Genomic DNA, 18,902 nt, shown 5'->3' with positions numbered 1-18,902 from the left:
TGTGCTGCAAAATTCCCGGATTTGAGAATGTTAAATTTATAATTTTTGAAAATTCTGAATTAATCTATTACATTTTCTTTTGCTATCATTTATAATAAAATTGTACAGGATTTTGTACAATTTTCGGTGAGGGAGAGGATAACAGAGATCGAGAAAGGGAAAGGTGAATATTATGTTAGGCTTAAAGAATGATTTTAAAGTAATGCCGACTCCTGAATATGTTTATATTAAGGTAGATCATGATTTTCGAAGCGGAGAAGCGGTACGGGCTGAAAAGGGTGAATATGTAAAGGTTGGACAGCCGATCGTATCTTACAGCGGCAGATACCACTCTGAGCTGCGCTCCAGTGTCTCCGGTTATATCGAAGATTATATTATGTATAATGATTACGGCACCATGGAAAGCGAATACGTGAAAATTAAAACCGACGGTAAGCAGGCCAGATGGGAACAACTCCAACCTCCAGAAATTAAAGATCGCAGTGATTTTTTACGGGCGATCGCCAGCTGCGGAATTCGAGGTATCGAAGGTATTACCTTGGCAACTTGTCTGTTGATTGAGAATGATGAACTGGACAATTTGGACACCTTGGTGGTAAATGCAGCCGAGTGGATTGAATATGGTAATTTAGAACAAACGATTATTAAAAAGGACGCAGAGACGATCATTGATATGATTTGTTTGACTATGAAGTGCTTGCAGCTGCAAAAATGCTATATTGGGGTAATTGAAAACCGAAAAGACTCCATGGCTTGCCTCAAGTGGTATCTGAAAGAAAAGGAACTGGACAATATCGAAGTGGTTCCACTGCAGCACAGTTATCCGCCGGGTTCAGACCGGCTTTTGGTATTCGAGACCGTGGGCGAGCTGCTGGACGCCCGGATGCTTTCTACGGATATGGGCATTTTGATCGCCAATGTTGTTTCCTTCTCAGCCTTGGGCCGCTATATCAAAGAGGGCATTCCGGTTACGCACAAACTGATTACTGTTACCGATCAGGATCGGACAGCTTCTAGGGATCTCCTTACTCCGCTGGGAGCAACGATCGAGGATATTGTTGCTTACTGCAGCGAAGACAACGAGTTTCCTAAGGAAATTCTTTTAGGTGGGTATAATGTAGCACACCTCTTAAAGAACTATCAGCTTCCGCTGGGCAGGGACAATATGGCTGTCTTTGTCTTTGACAAATCTCCGCAGAATGGCGATGCGGACGTCAGACTGGAATGCAGCGATTGCGGGGTGTGCCGGGATAACTGCTCTGCTGATTTAGACCCGGGACAAATATACAAGACCTTTATGGCCAATGACATGGAGGGATTGAAAAAGACCGGAGTGGAAACCTGTGCCGAGTGTGGGAGATGCGCATATGTCTGCCCGGATAAAAATCCACTGAATTACATCGTTAAGATTGCCAAAGAAATGTTGGCAGAGAAATAAGATAGGAAACTGCATGAGCATATAGACAAAGAGGGCAGCGCCGTAACCGGGCGCGCCCTCTTTTGCTGGGGAAAATCAAAGAACCCGATCGGAATCGGACCGGCAATCCCCCCCCGCCTTTTTTCACAGAAATGGCAGCGACAAGGAAATAGACTCCCCCCCCCAGGATTAGACTTTCTGTCAGGTATCAGTTCTAAATAGTCCAATATTTTCATAGATTGGACCAGCAGAGAGGTTAGTTATGAAGCAAAGGCTGATCGCAGGAGTTCTCCTGATCCTGACAATTTTTATATTCTGCAATCGCATCGCATCCCAGAATCCGGAGCAAGCTGCGGTGCAAATGCGTACCCAAGCGCCTGTGAAAGGAAGGCAGGGATCGGACTTCTATTACAATCAAAAGACAAATCCCTTTTATCCCAAACTGGCGCCCTACTATCGCACAAAAAGCGGATATGTAACCGGTAACTGTACCTGGTATGCCTGGGGGCGGGTATGTGAAATAAAGGGAGGCAAGCTGCCGTATGTTTTTACCGGAGATGCAGGGACGTGGTGGCAGAAAAACATTGATGAAGGCTGGTATGATTACGGCGCCAGCCCGCAGCGGGGTGCCATTGCTTGCTATGAGACCCATGTGGCAGTGGTCGAACAGGCGGAGCCGCTGACTGTTTCTGAATCGGGCTGGACCGTTTCTCCAAAAAAAAGCGGCCCGGTCTTTCACTGCGGAAAGCCTTGGCGCAGCAAAGAACGGCCGCTGGGATACATTTATGTGATTCCTTAATGCCAATGACAGCGCCCGCCCCGAAGGGCGGAATCAAAGCCAGCAAAGCATTCACCCGGTCCATCGGCCGTGCTTCCATAAAAAAACAGCAGTCGGAATCAGGTTTGAATAGAAAATTATCGTTATGGAGCTGGTTTTGCCGGCTCAGCGATGATTCTTTATCGCTACTGTTGAGATACTGGTGGATTTACGATGATTTTGTCCCGGATTATCCCGGATTATCCGTTAAATATGGTCAAAATCATCGCTGGAAGCAAAATTTGGGCACTCTAGCGATAAAATCCGCAGCATCCGGCGGGCTCAGCCCTCCGGCCTGGGCCCCACAGCAGCCCGGCTTCTTATATTCATTCCGGCCCCGCCCTGAAGCCTCGCCTTACAGGACCAGAGCAGCGGCCCGGCCCCAATTCGCTGCTATTCAAAAATTTCCGCAGTTTTCTCCATGATTTCGCTAATGGGGAGGTGCTGAGGACAATGTTCTTCGCAAGCTTTGCAGGCAACGCAATCGCTGGGTCTTCTGCCTTCCGTGAGCCATGTTGGATAGTCGTCCTTGATCTTAGGATTGCCTTCATAGAGAAACCATTCGTTATAAAAGTTGATAGCGGTCGGGATGTCAATTTTTTTTGGACACGGCATGCAGTATTTACAGCCAGTGCAGGAATATTGAATCAGCTTATTATATTCACTGGAAACCTGATCGATGATGGCGCGTTCCTTGTCCGTTAAGCTGCAAGGCTTGGCATCGGAGAGGATGCGCAGATTTTCTTCCAGCTGCTCCTTTGAACTCATGCCGCTGAGAATGACCATGACTTCCGGATGATCAGCCACCCAGCGGAAGGCCCATTCCGCCGGTGTCCTCTTGATTTCTGCCTGCTCCCACAGCGACTGGACGGTCCTTGGCAGCGCATCGGTCAATTTGCCGCCTTTCAGCGGTTCCATGATTACAACCGGAATATTTCGTTCCGCTGCATACCGCAAGCCTTCTTCGCCAGCCTGAAAATCCTTGTCCATATAATTGAGCTGGATTTGACAGAAATCCCACGGATACGCATCAATTACTTCTTTAAAGAGAGATAATTCATCATGGAAGGAAAAGCCGATATGCTTGATTCTGCCTTTTTCCTGCTGCTCCTTTAAAAAATCCATCAGCTTGAATTTTTGCGCCCGCTTCCATACAGGAACCGTGATGTTGTGGACCAGATACATGTCGATCACATCAACCTGAAGGCGCTTGAACTGCTCCTCAAAGAGCGCCTTCATCTCATCCTCATCCTTGGCCAGCCAAACGGGCATTTTATCAGCCAGCAGAACTTTTTCACGATACCCGTCTTTCAGCGCCTCACCGACGATCTTTTCGCTTTCGCCGTCGTGGTACATATAGGCGGTATCCACATAGTTGACCCCCATATCGATGGAACGGCGGATCATCGAAATCGCTTCCAGACGGTCCACCTTGCCGTCCTCGGAAAGCGGCAGCCGCATAGTTCCGGTGCCGAGGAGGGAAACCTGTTCTCCTGTTTTGTTAAATGTACGATATTGCATGTATTTATCTCCTCACCTTTTATGTTATAATGGTTCCAGCTAAGGAACAACTAATACCATAAATTATAACCAAGGAGAAAAAGAAGCGTAATGGAAAATATGATAAAACAACTGGATAAATACGCGGAAGAAGCCCTTTTTTACCACGACCTGCCGGGCCTGGCCATTTCCGTAGAGATCGGCGAAAACGGCCCGGAGCCTTTAAAAGGGCTCAACTATAAAAGAGCGCTGGGGGTGAAGGACGCGACCACCCGGCAGCCGCTTTTGCCGGAACAGATTTTTCATATGGCGTCGGTGTCAAAATTGTTTACTTCCGCGGGCATCCTGAAGCTATGCGAGCAGGAAAAGCTGAGCCTGGACAGCCGGATTTGCCGTTTGCTGCCCGATGTGTGCGTAGACGATGAACGATATGGGGAAATCACCCTCTTTCATATGCTCACCCATACATCCGGGCTGGCCGATGTGGAAGATTATCACTGGGATGATCCCAAGCTGGATGATCAGGCATTAAAGAATTATGCCCTCAGTGAAGAAGTAAAAGGCTCCCGCATGCTGTGGTCTCCCAAGGAGAATAAATTCCGTTACAGCAATATGGCCTATGAGCTTTTGGGACTGGTGATCGCCCAAACCTCAAGCATGACCTACGAGGAGTACATGAAAAAACATATTCTGGAGCCCTTGGGCATGAATGATTCCACATTTTTGACCTTTGAGCGGGCCGGGGGAAGCCTGGCATTGAGCGACTTGAGCCAGGCAGGCATGGCTATGCCCCATACCAAGAATCAGGAAAAACAGATTGTGCTGGAAAAGCATTATCCGTACAACCGGCAGCACGGCCCCAGCTCCACATTGACCAGCAACATCTGCGACCTGGCAAAGTGGGCAAAGGCCCATCTGAGCAAACAGTTCTTCAAAAAAGAAACTTATGAAAAGCTATGGAAAAGGTATGCGACTGTACCCAATAATGGAGAAGGTATGGGCCTTGGCTGGTTTATGCGCCGCCAGGGAGAATACGATATTTACGGACATGAAGGCACGGATGATGGATTCCGCGCCAGCTTTTGGATCTGCCCCGCACTATGCGCCCACGTTACCGTGGTTTCCAACATCAGCCGCGGAGCAGTTAAGAAGATCAACAAAAAGATCTACGACATGCTTATTCATTGCGAATAAAATCGAGAAATTCATTGAAGTCCTCAAAATCACTCTGGATAAACTCATAGAGAATCGGTTCTTTGAACTCATATTTGGCCGTTGCCATCAGATACGGCGCGAGGACGCTTTTTCGTAAATCCCGCTCCAAAGCATGGATTCCGCTCAGACTGTAGGAGGAAACGATCAACTGACCGTAATCTGTGATATAGTACAGTCCAAAAACATCTTCACTGAGGCGGAATACCCGCTTGTTGACGTGGTTGTTATTGTTGTTGAAGGCGAGGAACAGCTTGCCGTTTTCGTGGGGCGTCATCATGGTTCCGTGGGCCATCTGTCCCATGCTGCTGCTGAAATCATCGGGCGGCATGAGAACTTCATACACTGTGACAAATTCAGGCCGGGAAAGCATCATTGCCGCCTCGGCCGGGCTGATGGGAAAGCCGGAGCATTTCTCAAAGGAAGTAACCCGGTTTTTATTTACCGTCAATTCCGATACCAGCAGGGTATACTGATCATTATATTCGATCAGAGATTCGCACAAATAAGTGCCGGAATCGAACTCATCTTCATCAATGGTGTTTTTGCACAAGGTCGCCGCAGGATGCTCCCCGTAAATATCCAGAGGAAAGTCCCCTTCTGACAGCCAGGATGCCGCTTCGTAATCGTGGCCAAAGCAGCGCATGAGAAAATAATTGATGGTTTGATAGCTGGAAACGATCCGGTCGCACTGCTTCTCGATGAGAACCTTCTGTTCGTTTGGATTGAGGACCGTGGGATGCTCGATGAGAAATTCGTATTCCTCCCGGCCTTCCGGAAGTGAAAGGTTGTGGCGCTGATTGAAGCGGGCGTATTCACACAGCAAATATCTGGCTTCCCGTTCCGTTACCTCTACTTTGCGGCCGCCAAGACCGCCGATAAGGGCTTGCTCGATGGCAGCGATCTCCTCCACATTATTTCCAGTAATGCTCTTATATGTCTCAAACCCGAATTCTTCCGCATCCAGATAAAAGAATTGGTGAAAGTCCGGGGGCAGCGGCTGATCGGGGATCCGCCAGTGTATATAAAGCCCCATCACGCCCATCAGCCGGGTATCGGTAACATAAGCTCCCATGAAATATTTTTTCTGCGTTTCTTTTGGGGCGCTTAATCCGCCCTCAATAACTGTGAATTTTGGTTTGGTCAAAATTGGTACCTCTTTTAAATATAATACATAAAGTATAACCCATTTTATAAAAATTACAAGTAGGCATAGCACCTATTGACAAGCCAATTAAAAACGATATAATATAAAAGTGTAATAACTAAGTCGGCTTTGCCGATTCTTTAAAAAATGATATAGATATCCTTATTAAGAGCGGCAGAGGGAATAGGCCCAATGAAGCCCGGCAACCTAGATGTTTCTCAACAAACAGAAAAGGTGCTAAATCCTACAGAATAGTTTATTCTGAAAGATGAGGAAAGATAACGAAAATCTCAAACCTCTTCTTTAAGAAGAGGTTTTTTCGCTAGATGAGGATTCTATGACAAAACGAGGAGGAACGTGAATGAAAAAACTTTTTACATCAGAATCAGTGACCGAAGGGCATCCGGATAAAATCTGTGACCAGATTTCCGATGCTATTTTAGATGCGATCTTCGAAGAGGATCCTTACGGACGCGTGGCGGCGGAGACGACCGTAAATACCGGCTACGCAATGATCATGGGTGAAATCACCACCGAATGTTACATAGATATACAGGAAATCGCCCGCAAAGTGATCTGCGATATCGGCTACACCAAAAGCGATTATGGGTTTGACGGAAATACATGTGCAGTACTGACCGCCATCGACGATCAGTCGCCGGATATCGCCATGGGCGTGGATAAAGCCCTGGAATACAAAGAAGGCATTTTGGCTGATGAGGCGGAGGAAACCGGTGCCGGAGACCAGGGTCTCATGTTTGGATTTGCCTGCAGCGAAACGCCGGAGCTGATGCCGATGCCCATCGCCATGGCCCATAAGCTGGCCAGACGGCTGACAGAGGTTAGAAAGGCGGGACTCCTGCCTTATCTGAGACCGGACGGAAAGACCCAGGTGACCGTGGAATATGACGACGATCAAGTAAAGCGGATCGATACAGTCTTGGTATCTTCCCAGCATGACCCAGATGTGACCCACGATCTGATTGAAGCGGACATCATCCAGCAGGTAATAAAACCAATTATTCCGGAGGAGCTCCTTGACGAGAACACAAAATATTTTGTCAATCCTACCGGCAAATTTGTCATTGGAGGACCCCACGGGGATTCGGGGCTGACCGGAAGAAAGATTATCGTCGATACTTACGGCGGATATGCACGCCACGGCGGGGGCGCATTCAGCGGAAAAGATCCGACAAAGGTAGACCGGTCCGCCGCTTATGCCGCCAGATATGCAGCAAAGAACCTGGTTGCCGCAGGGCTTGCTGATAAGTGCGAAATCCAGCTGGCCTATGCAATTGGCGTCGCCAAGCCGGTATCCATCCTGGTCGATTCTTTTGGCACCGGAAAGGTTTCCGATGAAAAACTGGCACAGCTGGTAGAAGAACACTTCGACCTGCGTCCGGCAGCAATTATCCGCGACCTGAATCTGAGAAGGCCGATCTACAGACAGCTGGCCGCCTACGGACACTTTGGCAGGACCGATATCGACTTGCCCTGGGAAAAGACCGATAAGGTAGAGGCGCTAAAAAAGAGCGCAGGCATACTATAAACATATAAGGGAATCCCGTGCGTGCTTGAAAAGCGGTACTTCCCAGACAATAATAACAGGAGGAATATAAATGGGCATAAAGGTAGCAAAGTTCGGCGGTTCTTCGGTGGCGGACGCCATTCAGATCGGAAAGACCAAGAAAATCATTGAGGCCGACCCGGACAGAAAATATATTGTGGTTTCGGCGCCGGGAAAGCGATTTGACGGAGATACAAAAGTGACAGACTTGCTGTATCTGTGCAAGACGCACATCGAGCATAATCTGCCTTACGAGCAGTTGTTTCAGGTTGTCTGCGACCGCTATAAGGTTACGGAAGTGAATCTGGAAGTTGAGGTAAATATCCAGAAATATCTGGATGAAATCAAAGCCAACCTGGAAAAAGGGACCACATCCGATTATATCGCCAGCAGAGGCGAGTATCTCAACGCCATACTCATCGCCGCGTATCTGGGTTACGATTTTGTGGATGCACAGGGACTGATTCGATTCAATGCCAAAGGAAAAATGCTGGCAGAAGAGACCAACCAGGCCCTCAAGGCCGAGCTGGCAAAGCATGAACGGGCCGTTATTCCCGGGTTCTACGGCTGCAGCCCTGATGGAAGTGTGAAGACCTTCAGCAGGGGCGGCTCCGATATCACCGGTGCTCTGGTGGCCAGAGCCGTAGGGGCGGAAGTATATGAAAATTGGACCGACGTATCCGGTTTTCTGGTAGCGGATCCCCGGATTGTAGAGGGGGCAAAACCGATCAGTACCATTTCCTATAAAGAACTAAGGGAGCTTTCCTATATGGGAGCATCGGTTCTTCACGAAGATGCCATCTACCCGGCAAGAGTGGCGGATATTCCCATCAATATTCGGAATACCAACCGCCCTGAAGATGAAGGCACGCTCATTACTGCCGAAGCAGGTCCCCTTGAAGACGGGCAGATTATCACCGGTATTGCAGGAAGCAAGGACTTTACCGTTATCGCCCTGTACAAGAATATGCTCAGTGATGAACGAGGCTTTGTCCGCAGATTGACGGGAATTCTGGAAGATTTCGACATCCCTTTGGAGCACCTGCCCAGCGGGATCGATACCGTATCTGTCGTTCTTTCTGACAAATCCATTGACGGACGGCTGGATGAAATTCTGGAGCAGTTCCAGCAGCAGCTCAAGCCGGATACTATAGATGTCTCCGAGCATATGGCATTGGTTGCTACCGTAGGCTACGGTATGTCCGACCGCCCAGGCGTGTCGGCAAAGCTGTTCACGGCGCTGGCGGAAGCAGGGGTGAACATCCGTATGATCGACCAGGGGTCCAGCGAAATGAATATTATCGTTGGTGTTGAAAATAAGGATCTGGAAACCTCAATCCGGGCCATCTACAAGGCTTTTGTCGATTAGAGAAAGTGATAAATACGCGGGCAAAGGAGTTTTTCTTCTTTGCTCGTTTTTGTTATATGTGGTATCATTTGGATAATAGGACAAAGACAATATTAGGAGTTGAGCATGGATATATGGAATACCCTGGGAATCCAGGAAACAAAGAAGAAAGAAGAGATTCAAGCCGCCTACCGCAAAAAACTGACAACTGCCAACCCGGAGGACGATCCGGAAGCATTCATGGCTTTGCGGGAGGCTCTGGAAGAAGCTCTCAAAGCAGCGGATGAACCCGAAGAAAAAACGGCCGATGGTGATCAGGAACCAGTGTGGGATGACAGCTCCGTTGGCAGATGGATGCGCCAGGTGGATCATCTGTATCGCCATTTTTCAAAGAGGATTGATCCTGAGCAATGGGAAGCGCTGCTGCAGGCGGATGTTTGCCAGAATTTAGATACAAAGACTTCCGCAAGGGACGCTCTGTTGGAATATATGCTGGATCATTTTTTTCTGCCCCAGTCAGTCGTTGCGGTGATCGACCTGGCATTCGGCCTGAGAGAAAATATGGATGAACTGGCGGAAGAATTTCCGCAGGCGTTTTTGGAGGGGGCGATCCTGGAATCGCTGGAAGCGCAGGAATATCCGCCCTATGATAGTTTGCAGGGCGATGATAGTCTGCCCTTTGAAGAATATCTGCGGCTTTGTTCCCGGCTCAGCAGCTGTATTGGTGAAGGCGATACCCAGCAGAGCCGGGAACTTTTAAAGCAAATGGAGGCGACCGGAATCCGCTCTCCCTACGATCAAATCGAAATGGCTAAAATTTGCTGCCAGGAGAAAAAGTACCACCAGGCGAAAGAAACGATCGACCAGCTGCTGCCTCAATATGAGTATCTGGCGGATGTCAAGCTGATGCAGGGGGATATCTGTTTTTTCTTGGAGGAATATGAAGAGGCCCGCAAGGCATACATCCAGGCCTTGGAGGATGAGCCCCATTCCAGGTGGGGGCGTTACGGACTGGCAAGATGTTATGTAAAAAAGGGAAAGCTGAAAGAAGCCAATGAAATTTTGTCCCGACTTCTTCAGGAAGACCCTTATAATCAGGGCGCCGAGGAGTGGCTGCATGAGTGTAACAATCTTTATATCGATCAGCTGAACCAGCGGCGCAGTGAAGGTGAGAACGGCCAGGAGATCCTCTTTGAGCTGGGGTGGTCCTATTTTCAGAATGGCGAATACGAAACGGTTTTAGAACTTTTTCATAATGTGGAGCCGGAAGAATCCCACAAAATCGAATTCAGCAGCTTGATTGGAAGGGCCTGCCTCTATAGCGGCGATGAAAAAAGGGCTCTGACCTATATCAAGGACTGGAAACAGTATTTGCTGGATTTGGAAGATACAGAGGAGAATCAAAAGAAAAAAGAAGATCAGCTGCCGTATGTGCTTCAGCTGGAAAGTTCCATCTATCAAAGTCTGGGCGAGATAGAAAATGCCTTAAAGCTGCTGAATCAGCTGCTTGAGGAGAGGCCGGACGATGCGGATGCCTGGCGGCAGAAAGGCCAGATCCTCTACGATATCTGGAATTTTGAAGAGGCTGTAGAGGCACTGAGCAAATCCATTGAGCTGGACCGGACTTCCCATATATCCTACTTAATGCGGGCCAAAGCGTTTTACCGCATGGAATTTTACGGTGAAGCCTTCGACGACTGCGAAGCGTCGATGGATCTTTATCCTTATGAGCTGGCCTCCTATGTTTATAAAATTAAGATTCTCGTTGCGGCAGGCGAGCTGGAGGAGGCGAAGAACGTGGTCACCTACTTGGAAAGCGAGGAGATCAGCGGAAGTGAGCTGGACTTTTTAAAGGGCTATATAGAAGAGGCAAAAGAGCATTTTCTTCAAGCGAGACGAATTTATTACAAGATCATCGAAACAACGGAAAAAGGCGAAGAAGGAGATGTAGTTTTCAATGTGGAGAATTTGGCCGAGGTTTACCACCATTTGGCTGTAATGGAATACGACCGGGAAGATGAAGATTTTACACCAGTGGTGGAGCTGATCGACCAGGGGCTGGCCTGTGATGAGCAATATGTGCCCCTGCTGGAACTAAAAGCGGAGATTGCCCAGGACTGCGAAAAGTATCAGGAGGCGCTGGAGCTGTATCAGCGGATCCGAAAAGCAGCACCCGGCCGCATTGGTACCTGCGGAATGATAGACGGAATCTATCGGGAACTGGATCAATGGGACCAGGCGCTGAAATATGCTGGCCTTCAGCTGGCGCAGACCCAATCGGCATACGCGTATATGCGCAGAGGCCAGATTTATACATGCCTGGATCGATTGGATGAAGCGTGGGAGGATTTTTGCAAAGCGGCGGCTATGGACCCGGAGCTGGAATACACCTATAATTATATGGGCGTGATTTTAGAATTCAAGGGTCAGGAAGATGAGGCGTTGTCCTATTACAAGAAAGCCATCGATGTAGGCGAGCAGCAGGACGAGCTTTGCGAGGAAGCATATGAAAACGCAGCCAATCTTCAATGCCGCAGGGAGATTGGAACGCCGCACTGGACATGTTGCAGGAGATTTATGAGCGGACAGAAGAACCTAAATATCTAAGAAAGCAGATCGAAATCTGCCGGATTGCCGGCGATTTTATCAGCGCCAGGCAGAAGCTGGAAGCCTATAAAAGGGCAATGGGGCTGGAGACTTCCGATTTTCTTTATAGATGGGAAAAGGCTCATATATTCCGCGATGAAAAATTGACGGCCGATGCTTTGGTTATTTATGAATCGGAGGGAAAGCGAGAGCCGGCGGCTTTGAAAGAAGCGGGAAAACTATTATATTATAAAGGAAAGTACCGCAAGGCGTTAAAATACTTTTTTAAGGCCATCGCCGGGCTGGATAAGGACCACGATTATTTGGAGCCGGACTTTTTGGAGGCTGACTATGACTTGTGGGCCGCAAGGGCTAGTCTCAAACTGGGTAAGCCGGAGGATGCGGCTTTGTTTGCGCGCAGGGGACTTGAAAAGCTGCCCGGCGATTGCGAACGCACTCTCAGCCATTGTCTGCCCATGGTTTATCAGCTTCGGGGAGCGCTGTATGCAACCCAGGGCGACTATAAAAGCGCGCGGGGCTGGCTGAAAAAAGCCTTGGAATTAAGAAAATGTGACTATTGCAACTATGGATGCTGCACGGACGCTCTTTATGAGCTGGGATTTTTATGTGAGCTGGAGGGCGACCTTGAGGGTGCAAGGCGCTGCTATGAAGAAGGACTGCGCTTTTCTCCTGCTGACAGCGATTTGGTCTCTGCAGCGGCAAACTTGGAGTATATGAGGATATGAAGATAGGAATTGACTTAGGAACTACAAATTCGTTAGCAGCATATTATACCGATCAGGGACCGGTGATTATTCCCAACCGCCTGGGAGATCGTTTGACCCCGTCGATTGTCAGCTTTGATGAATCGGGGACTGTATATGTGGGAAAAACAGCCCGGGAACGGATGTCCACTTTTCCCGATCGGACGGCATCCCTATTCAAGCGGAGTATGGGTACAGAGAGAGAATTTGTTATGGGAAACCAAAAATTTCGCGCTGAAGAGCTATCGTCTTTTGTGCTGCGGGCGCTGAAAGAGGACGCGGAGAGCTATCTGGGACAGCCGGTTGAAGAAGCAGTCATCAGTGTTCCCGCTTATTTCAACGATATACAGCGAAAAGCCACCAAGAGGGCCGGGGAACTGGCGGGACTGAAGGTGGAACGGATCATCAATGAACCGACAGCGGCCGCCATTGCCTATGGGCTTCACCACCGGGCGGACCATACCCGTTTTCTAGTCTTTGATTTGGGCGGCGGTACCTTTGATATTTCCATATTGGAGCGATATGGAAATATTATGGAGGTGAGGGCCATCGCCGGTGACAACTTTATCGGCGGCGAGGACTTTACCAAGGTTCTCTGCGGGATGATGCTGAGAGAACGGGAAGTTGATGAAACTTTGCTGAGCCCGAAGGAGCAGGTGTATCTGACCCGCCAGGCTGAAACCTGCAAGCTGGGATTTGCCAACAGTGATCGTTCTTCCATGAAATGCGTGCTTAACAAAGAAACCTATGAGCGGGAATTTTCCCTGGAAGAGTATGAACGCAACTGCCAGCTGCTTTTGGCTCGAATTCGAAAGCCCATTGAAAGAAGCTTGAAAGATGCCAATATAAGACTTTCTGATATCGATGAGATTGTTTTGGTGGGAGGTGCCACCAAGCTGCCGATCATTCGCAATTTTGTGGGGCGTATTTTCGGACGTATCCCTAACACAGATGTAAACCCCGACGAGGCCATCGCTGTGGGGGCCGCCATTCAGTGCGCCATGAAAGAGCGGAACCAGGCGGTCCGTGAAGTGGTGCTGACAGAAGTATGCCCCTTTACTCTGGGGACCTCGGTGGCAGTTCAGCGTTTGGGAGAAATGCTGGAGAGCGGCCATTTCCTTCCCATTATTGAACGCAACACGGTTATACCCGTCAGCCGGACCGACACCTTATATACGGCCAGCGACTATCAGCGAAAAATTACTGTGGATATTCTTCAGGGCGAAAGCCGGCTGGCAAAGAATAACCTGTCTCTGGGAGAAATTACAGTGCCGGTGCCGCCGAAAAAGTCCGGTGAAGAATCCATCGATGTCACCTATACTTATGACATTAATTCCATTCTTGAGGTAAAAGTGAAGGTAAATTCCACCGGGGTGGAAAAGAAGATCATCATTCAAAAGGAAGGATCTCAGCTGACAGAAGAGGAAGCGGAAAGGCGCATGGAAGAGCTCAATTATCTCAAGATCCATCCCCGGGATCAGGAGGAAAACAAGCTGCTTTTGTTTCGCGGAGAGCGGCTGTATGAAGAGGCCACCGGCGACCTTCGGCGGGAGCTGGATTTTTTACTGAGCCAATTTGAAGCTGTGCTGGATAAACAGGATAAGGACGCAATTCGACAGGCCGCAGGTGAGGTAAAGGAAGCCCTGGACGAGATCGAAGCTGCTATGGAAGACGATTTATTTGATTAAAGATAAGGAGGAACTTATGAAAAGAAAGATTTGTTTTATGTTCATCAACGGAGAGATCGATGCTCCCCAGAGAACGATTATGGAAGTCGGAGAAAACGGTGAAATGATTCTGGTGGGCGTGGGCAGCTATGCTTCGGCCGTCGAGGAAGCGGCCAAGCTGGCGGAAGAGGGCGTTGTGGCTCTGGAGCTGTGCGGCGGTTTTGGCACCATGGGCCATGCCAAGGTGACGGAAGCGGTCGCCGGTAAATGCCCGGTAGGTGTGATCCGGTTCGATAACCACCCAGGCTATGATGGAATGTCCGGCGATGAGAAGTGGGGGAAGTGATCGGTTGAGGACTAGGTTACCGTAAATGATTCACCAAAGAATCGATAAGATGCTTTGGTGAATCATTTTTTTTGAACATAGTTCTGAAAATTCTATAACCTTCTTTGATCAAGAGACAGGAGAGCGTCTTTGGTGAGATTGGTACATGGATCGCTGGGATATCTAAAATTCTTGCTGTGTAATGGGATTTTTTGTAATAACTAAAAATTTTCATGGAGGTTTTGAAAAAACGGTTGAAAATTCCTTTTATTTACAGTAAAATATTAACAGATAAAAAGGAGGCACGTAACATGACGAAAAACAGACCCACCTTGCAGGAATTGAACCTATCCGATGATTTCCTCTTCGCAAAAGTAATGGAGAACGAAGAGGTATGCCGGAGGCTGCTGGAAAAGATCCTGGACCTGAAGATTAAAAAGGTCCGGTTCGTAGAGCCGCAGCTAACGAAGGACGTGGTGCACGATGCCAAAAGCGTCCGGCTGGACATCTTCCTGGACGACGAGGAAAACAGCGTTTACACAGTTGAAATGCAAAAGTATAACGAGTATAATATACCCAAAAGATCGAGGTATTACCACAGCATCGTGGACGTGGAACAGCTGCTGAAAAAGGGCATGAGCTACAATGAACTGCGCGGGAATTATGTGATTTTCCTCTGCCTGTTTGACTTCTTTGGATATGGGCGTCATAAGTACAGTTTTCGGCATCGGTGCGAAGAAGAGTCCGGCCTGGAACTGAAGGACGAGGCCTATACCATCGTCCTCAACACGAGGGGGACGGCTGACGACGTGGACGATGAAATGAAAGCGCTGCTGCAGTACATCGAGGAATCGACCGACGAGGTGGTGGAACGCTCAGGAAGCGACCTCCTTGCGTTGATCCACAGCCAGGTAAAGGAGATCAAAAGCTCCAGGGAAGCGAGGTCAGTTATATGAAATTCGAAGAACTATTGCAAAAAGAATACTTTGAAGGCCGATCTGAAGGGGAGTTATTGAAATTGATCCAACAGGTCAAGAAAAAGTGCCTGAAAGGAAAACCACTGGGACAAATAGCGGAGGAATTGGAAGAGGAGGCTGTTAATATCCGGCCCATCGTGGAAAAAGTTATGGAGGATATGGAACGCTCTGAGGAAGAGATACTGGAGGAGTTAAAGGGCGAGCGATAGGAACAAGGCAGTATAGAAAGCGCCTTCATTTCTTTGAACAAGAGACAGGACAGCGGCTCAGCCCGGTGCCATGATCACTGCAGGTTTTCGCGACGGTATGTTTCCATTGCGACCATCAATTTGGCCGATAATTTGATCAGCTCAATGGCTGCCTGCCGTGCATCCAGTGTATCTTCTTTGATTTGATTTTCGATCCTGTCCATCAAAATCGTTTTCTCCTCGGCAATCCGTGCGGAATCGTCCTTTTCATCCAACTTTCCGTCTGGGATCTGAAAAATCCCGATTTCCCTTAAAATGTTATCATAGTCCGGCGGCCCGTCACGGTGGATCAAAAGATCCACTTCATTCAAGACCTTGGAGACGTGCATCGCAGTCTCTTCCAGGTATTTAATATGCAGTTCTTTTCGCGTCTGTTCTTCATCCAGCTTTCGGTAGTGGTTCATCACCATGGCTCCGGAAAGCCACCCGGACATCATCCCGGTTATCATTCCCACAGCAACGGAAATCACAATTTCTCTTAAAATCAAATTTCACACCCTCTTTTTCCCTGATTTTTTGTATGAGGTTTATTTTTTCCATCAGCCCGGATGATATGCGGGTGAAGGCAAAAGGGCATGATTCCAAATAGAGGAAACATACAAATAGTTATTGACATAGCTCATAAAAAAGCGTATTCTGATCTTAGAAAATTTAATGGGCAAAGCCGGGGAAACACGGTGACGCAAAGCTACAGGGCCTGTAAAATGGCAGCCAGCTGCAATAACTTTAAGATCGATACGGTTATCACTGAGAATGTCTCAGAGGATAGGGCGTCGATTGTATTTTGCTGCGTCATCCGAAAGGATGATTTTTTTGTTGGAAAGACACCTCACCGTCCGGTGTGAAAGGGTACGGAAGTTCTGTACATAATTGGTGACATTTTATGAAGAAACTGAGAAAGATTGGTTTGTTGACGACCGCAATCGTGTTGGCAGCGGCCTTGTCAGCAATGACGGCCTGGGCAGACACAAGGACCCAGGAAACGGCGGTCATAAAAGAGGGGAATAACATATATGCCAACGGAGTACCGATTTTAATCAAAAAGGATAGCGATAATAAAGCGTATGTCTATGACCAGGCGGGAACTGGAAAACTGCTGCCCGATGAGGTGACAGGATTGACAGTCTATGGCGGCGGTAAAAATGTTCCGGTGAACGGGGACACAAGCATAATCGTGGACAATGTAAAAATGGGTTATATCTACGGAGGCGGTTACTCTGACGGCAGCGGTTCTGCCGATGTGTCCGGCGATTCGACGGTGCTGATTAAAGGAAACGTGGATGCGGCGACCATCTATGGAGGCGGCCGGGCCGATGCGGCCAAAGGAAACGCCAGCGCCAATGTGGGCGGCACTGCATCTGCAAAGATCATCGCCGATCCGACCGGCAATCATGGCAATATCTATGGCGGCGGGTATGCCACCGCAAACAGTACCTATCGTGCTTCGGCGACCGCAGGCGCATCCTATGCCCAGACAAAAGGGAGGACCTACTCCCTCCGCGGCGGCGGCATGGCATACGCAAAGGAAGAAGGAAACGCCCAGGCAGACATTCAGGGCAGTATCGCTGTTCAGTTGGATGCCGTGGATATACGGGAAGTATACGGAGGCGGCTATGCCAGCGGGATAAACGCTAGTGCCAAAGCAGGATCGGTGAAGGTAATGGGCAGCGGCAACGAGATGATGATCTTTCGGGCAGGAGGAGATGCGGATAAAGGAAAAGCCGATGTTGCAGGAGCAATTCAAATCGAGCTGAAGAATTTTTCCAATCTATATGGATATACCTGCGGCGGCGGCAGTGCCAGAAATGGCGGTTCTGCCAATGCCGTCTCTGTGAACATGGTCATTCAAGACAGCGTTACGCCAGTAGAAGAGCAATTCACGGATTATTGGGTATGTGCTGCTTTCTACGGCGGCGGAGATGCGGAAGCAGGATCTCAGGCTGATATTCTGGGAAAGGTTACCATGAACTTTGAAGGGGATACATTGGGCGGCAGTATTCTCGGCGGAGGAGAAGCTACAGGAGACGGCTCGGCGTCCATCGATAGCAGCGAAATTCTGTTTACCGGCTGCAAGGGATTCTATGTTGATCAATTGGATCAAACAGCCTGTCCTTCGGTTGTCTCAGGGGGTGAAACGGAAGCTGTCAGCCCGGCCAAGTCGGCCATAACCGTTGCTGACAGTCAGATCGAAGAAGTATGGGGCGGATACATGAAAGAAAATCAGCCTAATGCTATTGAAGGTACTGCTGCTCTGACTGTCTCAGGCGATAAAACGAAAATTGGAAAAGCGGGGCTCTTTGATACGATTCAGCTGGATCGTACCTTATCCCTTGAAAACTTCCAGCCAAAGAAACCCGGTATGGCGACCAAGCTCAAGGCTGCCGACTTGAAAACAGGCGACACTGTGATTAGATGTGGCAGCGTCGATGCGGAGGCCGGCTGGTTTGCCCTGCAGGGAGGAAAGCTGGCTTTTGAAAAGACGGAAAATCAGGCTGTCTGGAAAATTGCTGAGGTAACCCCGGTACAGACACCGCAGATCAATACGGAAATCAGTCAGGGAGCGCCAACGGTTACAGTCAAAGACGATGATGTGCAAAAGTTCCTGACAGAAGAGGATAAGGCGGATCTTGCCAATGGAAGCACGATTCGGTTCCTTGTTCAGGTTGATAAGGTGGAGAAGCCCGCACAGGCTGTTCTTCAGGAAGTAAATCAACAGCTGCAAGATACAGGTAAAAAAGTTGGAGCCTATTTAGATATCAATTTGGTCAAGGAAAAAGACGGAGTCAAAAGTTCGATTTCCGAATGGAACGATTCGATGGATTTGGTTATTGCCATTCCGCAAGAACTGTGGCCGAGGGAAGGGGAAAAGCGGATTTTTTCTATCATCCACGTGCACGAAAAGGACGGCCAATTGATTACCACAGAGCTTCCTGACATGGACGATAACGATCGGACAATTACTGCTCGAATCAAGGGCATGTCAACCTTCGCGCTGGCATATACTGACGATCAAAGCAGTGTCGCTGAAACAAAGCCTGAAACCGAAAGTGGGAAAGATGTGAATACGGCTGCTGCAAAGGAAACCGGTCAGCCGGATCGCTCCGCCGCAACAGGAGATGACTTCGATTTTTGGCCTCTGATTTTGCTGGCAGCAGTCAGCGGTGCGGCAGTACTTCTTATCTGGGGGCCGTTGAGAAAGAAACGTAATTAAAAAGATGTGACGTGATTTGCCCAGGCCGTATAGCCGGGCCCATGGAAATGGGAGATTAACGACGATTGCACTAATTTACAAGTTTGATAAATTAGTGCAATTTTTTTGTATGGAAG

15 protein-coding genes and 2 riboswitches are annotated in these 18,902 nt (G+C 48.7%); of the genes, 12 read left to right on the top strand and 3 right to left on the bottom strand.

Annotation, left to right across the window (positions count from 1 at the left end; all coding sequences use genetic code 11):
• Positions 1-172 precede the first annotated feature (172 nt).
• The gene (locus NIA71_RS09545) at positions 173-1,438 is read left to right on the top strand and encodes a 4Fe-4S dicluster domain-containing protein (protein ID WP_148396863.1); all 1,266 of its coding nucleotides are present in this window, start codon (positions 173-175) and stop codon (positions 1,436-1,438) included.
• A 241-nt stretch (positions 1,439-1,679) separates the two neighbouring features.
• Complete coding sequence (locus NIA71_RS09540; RefSeq protein WP_148396862.1) at positions 1,680-2,216, top strand: CHAP domain-containing protein; 537 nt, start codon at positions 1,680-1,682, stop codon at positions 2,214-2,216.
• 411 nt (positions 2,217-2,627) lie between these two features.
• Here NIA71_RS09540 and NIA71_RS09535 read toward each other — a convergent pair whose 3' ends face one another.
• On the bottom strand, positions 2,628-3,755 hold the full coding sequence (locus NIA71_RS09535; protein ID WP_253020296.1) for an aldo/keto reductase: 1,128 nt from the start codon (positions 3,753-3,755) through the stop codon (positions 2,628-2,630).
• Between the two features lie 90 nt (positions 3,756-3,845).
• Between NIA71_RS09535 and NIA71_RS09530 the strand changes: the two genes are divergently transcribed.
• The gene (locus tag NIA71_RS09530) at positions 3,846-4,928 is read left to right on the top strand and encodes a serine hydrolase domain-containing protein (RefSeq protein WP_148396860.1); all 1,083 of its coding nucleotides are present in this window, start codon (positions 3,846-3,848) and stop codon (positions 4,926-4,928) included.
• Here the strand turns inward: NIA71_RS09530 and NIA71_RS09525 are convergent.
• A complete protein-coding gene (locus NIA71_RS09525; protein WP_148396859.1) occupies positions 4,912-6,093 on the bottom strand; it encodes a hypothetical protein in 1,182 nt (393 codons plus the stop codon). The genes NIA71_RS09530 and NIA71_RS09525 overlap by 17 nt on opposite strands.
• Positions 6,094-6,252: 159 nt before the next feature.
• Positions 6,253-6,368: riboswitch (SAM riboswitch) on the top strand.
• An 86-nt stretch (positions 6,369-6,454) separates the two neighbouring features.
• Between NIA71_RS09525 and metK the strand changes: the two genes are divergently transcribed.
• The 8 genes from metK (at position 6,455) to NIA71_RS09485 (ending at position 15,536) form a co-directional block, all read left to right on the top strand.
• Entirely contained in the window at positions 6,455-7,642 is a 1,188-nt protein-coding gene (metK, locus tag NIA71_RS09520) for a methionine adenosyltransferase (protein ID WP_148396858.1), read from the top strand.
• Positions 7,643-7,712: 70 nt separating this feature from the next.
• The gene (locus NIA71_RS09515; RefSeq protein ID WP_148396857.1) at positions 7,713-9,029 is read left to right on the top strand and encodes an aspartate kinase; all 1,317 of its coding nucleotides are present in this window, start codon (positions 7,713-7,715) and stop codon (positions 9,027-9,029) included.
• A 105-nt stretch (positions 9,030-9,134) separates the two neighbouring features.
• Positions 9,135-11,615 (top strand): tetratricopeptide repeat protein, encoded by a 2,481-nt coding sequence (locus tag NIA71_RS09510; RefSeq protein ID WP_253020295.1) that lies wholly within the window; start codon positions 9,135-9,137, stop codon positions 11,613-11,615.
• Positions 11,570-12,340, top strand: coding sequence for a tetratricopeptide repeat protein (locus NIA71_RS09505; RefSeq protein WP_253020294.1), 771 nt, complete (start codon positions 11,570-11,572; stop codon positions 12,338-12,340). Before NIA71_RS09510 ends, NIA71_RS09505 begins: the two co-directional genes overlap by 46 nt.
• On the top strand, positions 12,337-14,046 hold the full coding sequence (locus NIA71_RS09500) for a molecular chaperone HscC (RefSeq protein ID WP_148396855.1): 1,710 nt from the start codon (positions 12,337-12,339) through the stop codon (positions 14,044-14,046). The genes NIA71_RS09505 and NIA71_RS09500 overlap by 4 nt, the downstream gene beginning before the upstream one ends.
• A 16-nt stretch (positions 14,047-14,062) precedes the next feature.
• Entirely contained in the window at positions 14,063-14,371 is a 309-nt protein-coding gene (locus NIA71_RS09495) for a DUF6506 family protein (protein ID WP_148396854.1), read from the top strand.
• Between the two features lie 290 nt (positions 14,372-14,661).
• Entirely contained in the window at positions 14,662-15,306 is a 645-nt protein-coding gene (locus NIA71_RS09490) for an Rpn family recombination-promoting nuclease/putative transposase (RefSeq protein WP_253020293.1), read from the top strand.
• The gene (locus NIA71_RS09485) at positions 15,303-15,536 is read left to right on the top strand and encodes a hypothetical protein (protein WP_253020292.1); all 234 of its coding nucleotides are present in this window, start codon (positions 15,303-15,305) and stop codon (positions 15,534-15,536) included. The genes NIA71_RS09490 and NIA71_RS09485 overlap by 4 nt, the downstream gene beginning before the upstream one ends.
• Before the next feature lie 74 nt (positions 15,537-15,610).
• On the opposite strand, the gene NIA71_RS09480 is transcribed toward NIA71_RS09485, so the two are convergent.
• On the bottom strand, positions 15,611-16,063 hold the full coding sequence (locus NIA71_RS09480; protein ID WP_148396852.1) for a hypothetical protein: 453 nt from the start codon (positions 16,061-16,063) through the stop codon (positions 15,611-15,613).
• A 159-nt stretch (positions 16,064-16,222) separates the two neighbouring features.
• Positions 16,223-16,298: riboswitch (cyclic di-GMP riboswitch) on the top strand.
• A gap of 160 nt (positions 16,299-16,458) precedes the next feature.
• On the opposite strand from NIA71_RS09480, the gene NIA71_RS09475 reads away from it, so the two are divergent.
• Complete coding sequence (locus NIA71_RS09475) at positions 16,459-18,786, top strand: hypothetical protein (RefSeq protein WP_253020291.1); 2,328 nt, start codon at positions 16,459-16,461, stop codon at positions 18,784-18,786.
• Positions 18,787-18,902 lie beyond the last annotated feature (116 nt).

The sequence above is a fragment of the Ihubacter massiliensis genome, assembly GCF_024125305.1.
Classification (GTDB): Bacteria; Bacillota; Clostridia; order Peptostreptococcales; family Anaerovoracaceae; genus Hominibacterium; species Hominibacterium faecale.
This window is presented reverse-complemented; position numbering and strand designations above follow the sequence as displayed.

Bases quoted from the DNA above. Each gene is read 5' to 3' on its own strand.
- NIA71_RS09505 (WP_253020294.1), top strand. From the start codon at position 11,570: ATGTTGCAGGAGATTTATGAGCGGACAGAAGAACCTAAATATCTAAGA.
- NIA71_RS09490 (WP_253020293.1), top strand. From the start codon at position 14,662: ATGACGAAAAACAGACCCACCTTGCAGGAATTGAACCTATCCGATGAT.
- NIA71_RS09545 (WP_148396863.1), top strand. From the start codon at position 173: ATGTTAGGCTTAAAGAATGATTTTAAAGTAATGCCGACTCCTGAATAT.
- NIA71_RS09515 (WP_148396857.1), top strand. From the start codon at position 7,713: ATGGGCATAAAGGTAGCAAAGTTCGGCGGTTCTTCGGTGGCGGACGCC.
- NIA71_RS09535 (WP_253020296.1), bottom strand. From the start codon at position 3,755: ATGCAATATCGTACATTTAACAAAACAGGAGAACAGGTTTCCCTCCTC.
- NIA71_RS09540 (WP_148396862.1), top strand. From the start codon at position 1,680: ATGAAGCAAAGGCTGATCGCAGGAGTTCTCCTGATCCTGACAATTTTT.
- NIA71_RS09530 (WP_148396860.1), top strand. From the start codon at position 3,846: ATGGAAAATATGATAAAACAACTGGATAAATACGCGGAAGAAGCCCTT.
- NIA71_RS09510 (WP_253020295.1), top strand. From the start codon at position 9,135: ATGGATATATGGAATACCCTGGGAATCCAGGAAACAAAGAAGAAAGAA.
- NIA71_RS09485 (WP_253020292.1), top strand. From the start codon at position 15,303: ATGAAATTCGAAGAACTATTGCAAAAAGAATACTTTGAAGGCCGATCT.
- NIA71_RS09475 (WP_253020291.1), top strand. From the start codon at position 16,459: ATGAAGAAACTGAGAAAGATTGGTTTGTTGACGACCGCAATCGTGTTG.
- metK (WP_148396858.1), top strand. From the start codon at position 6,455: ATGAAAAAACTTTTTACATCAGAATCAGTGACCGAAGGGCATCCGGAT.
- NIA71_RS09495 (WP_148396854.1), top strand. From the start codon at position 14,063: ATGAAAAGAAAGATTTGTTTTATGTTCATCAACGGAGAGATCGATGCT.
- NIA71_RS09500 (WP_148396855.1), top strand. From the start codon at position 12,337: ATGAAGATAGGAATTGACTTAGGAACTACAAATTCGTTAGCAGCATAT.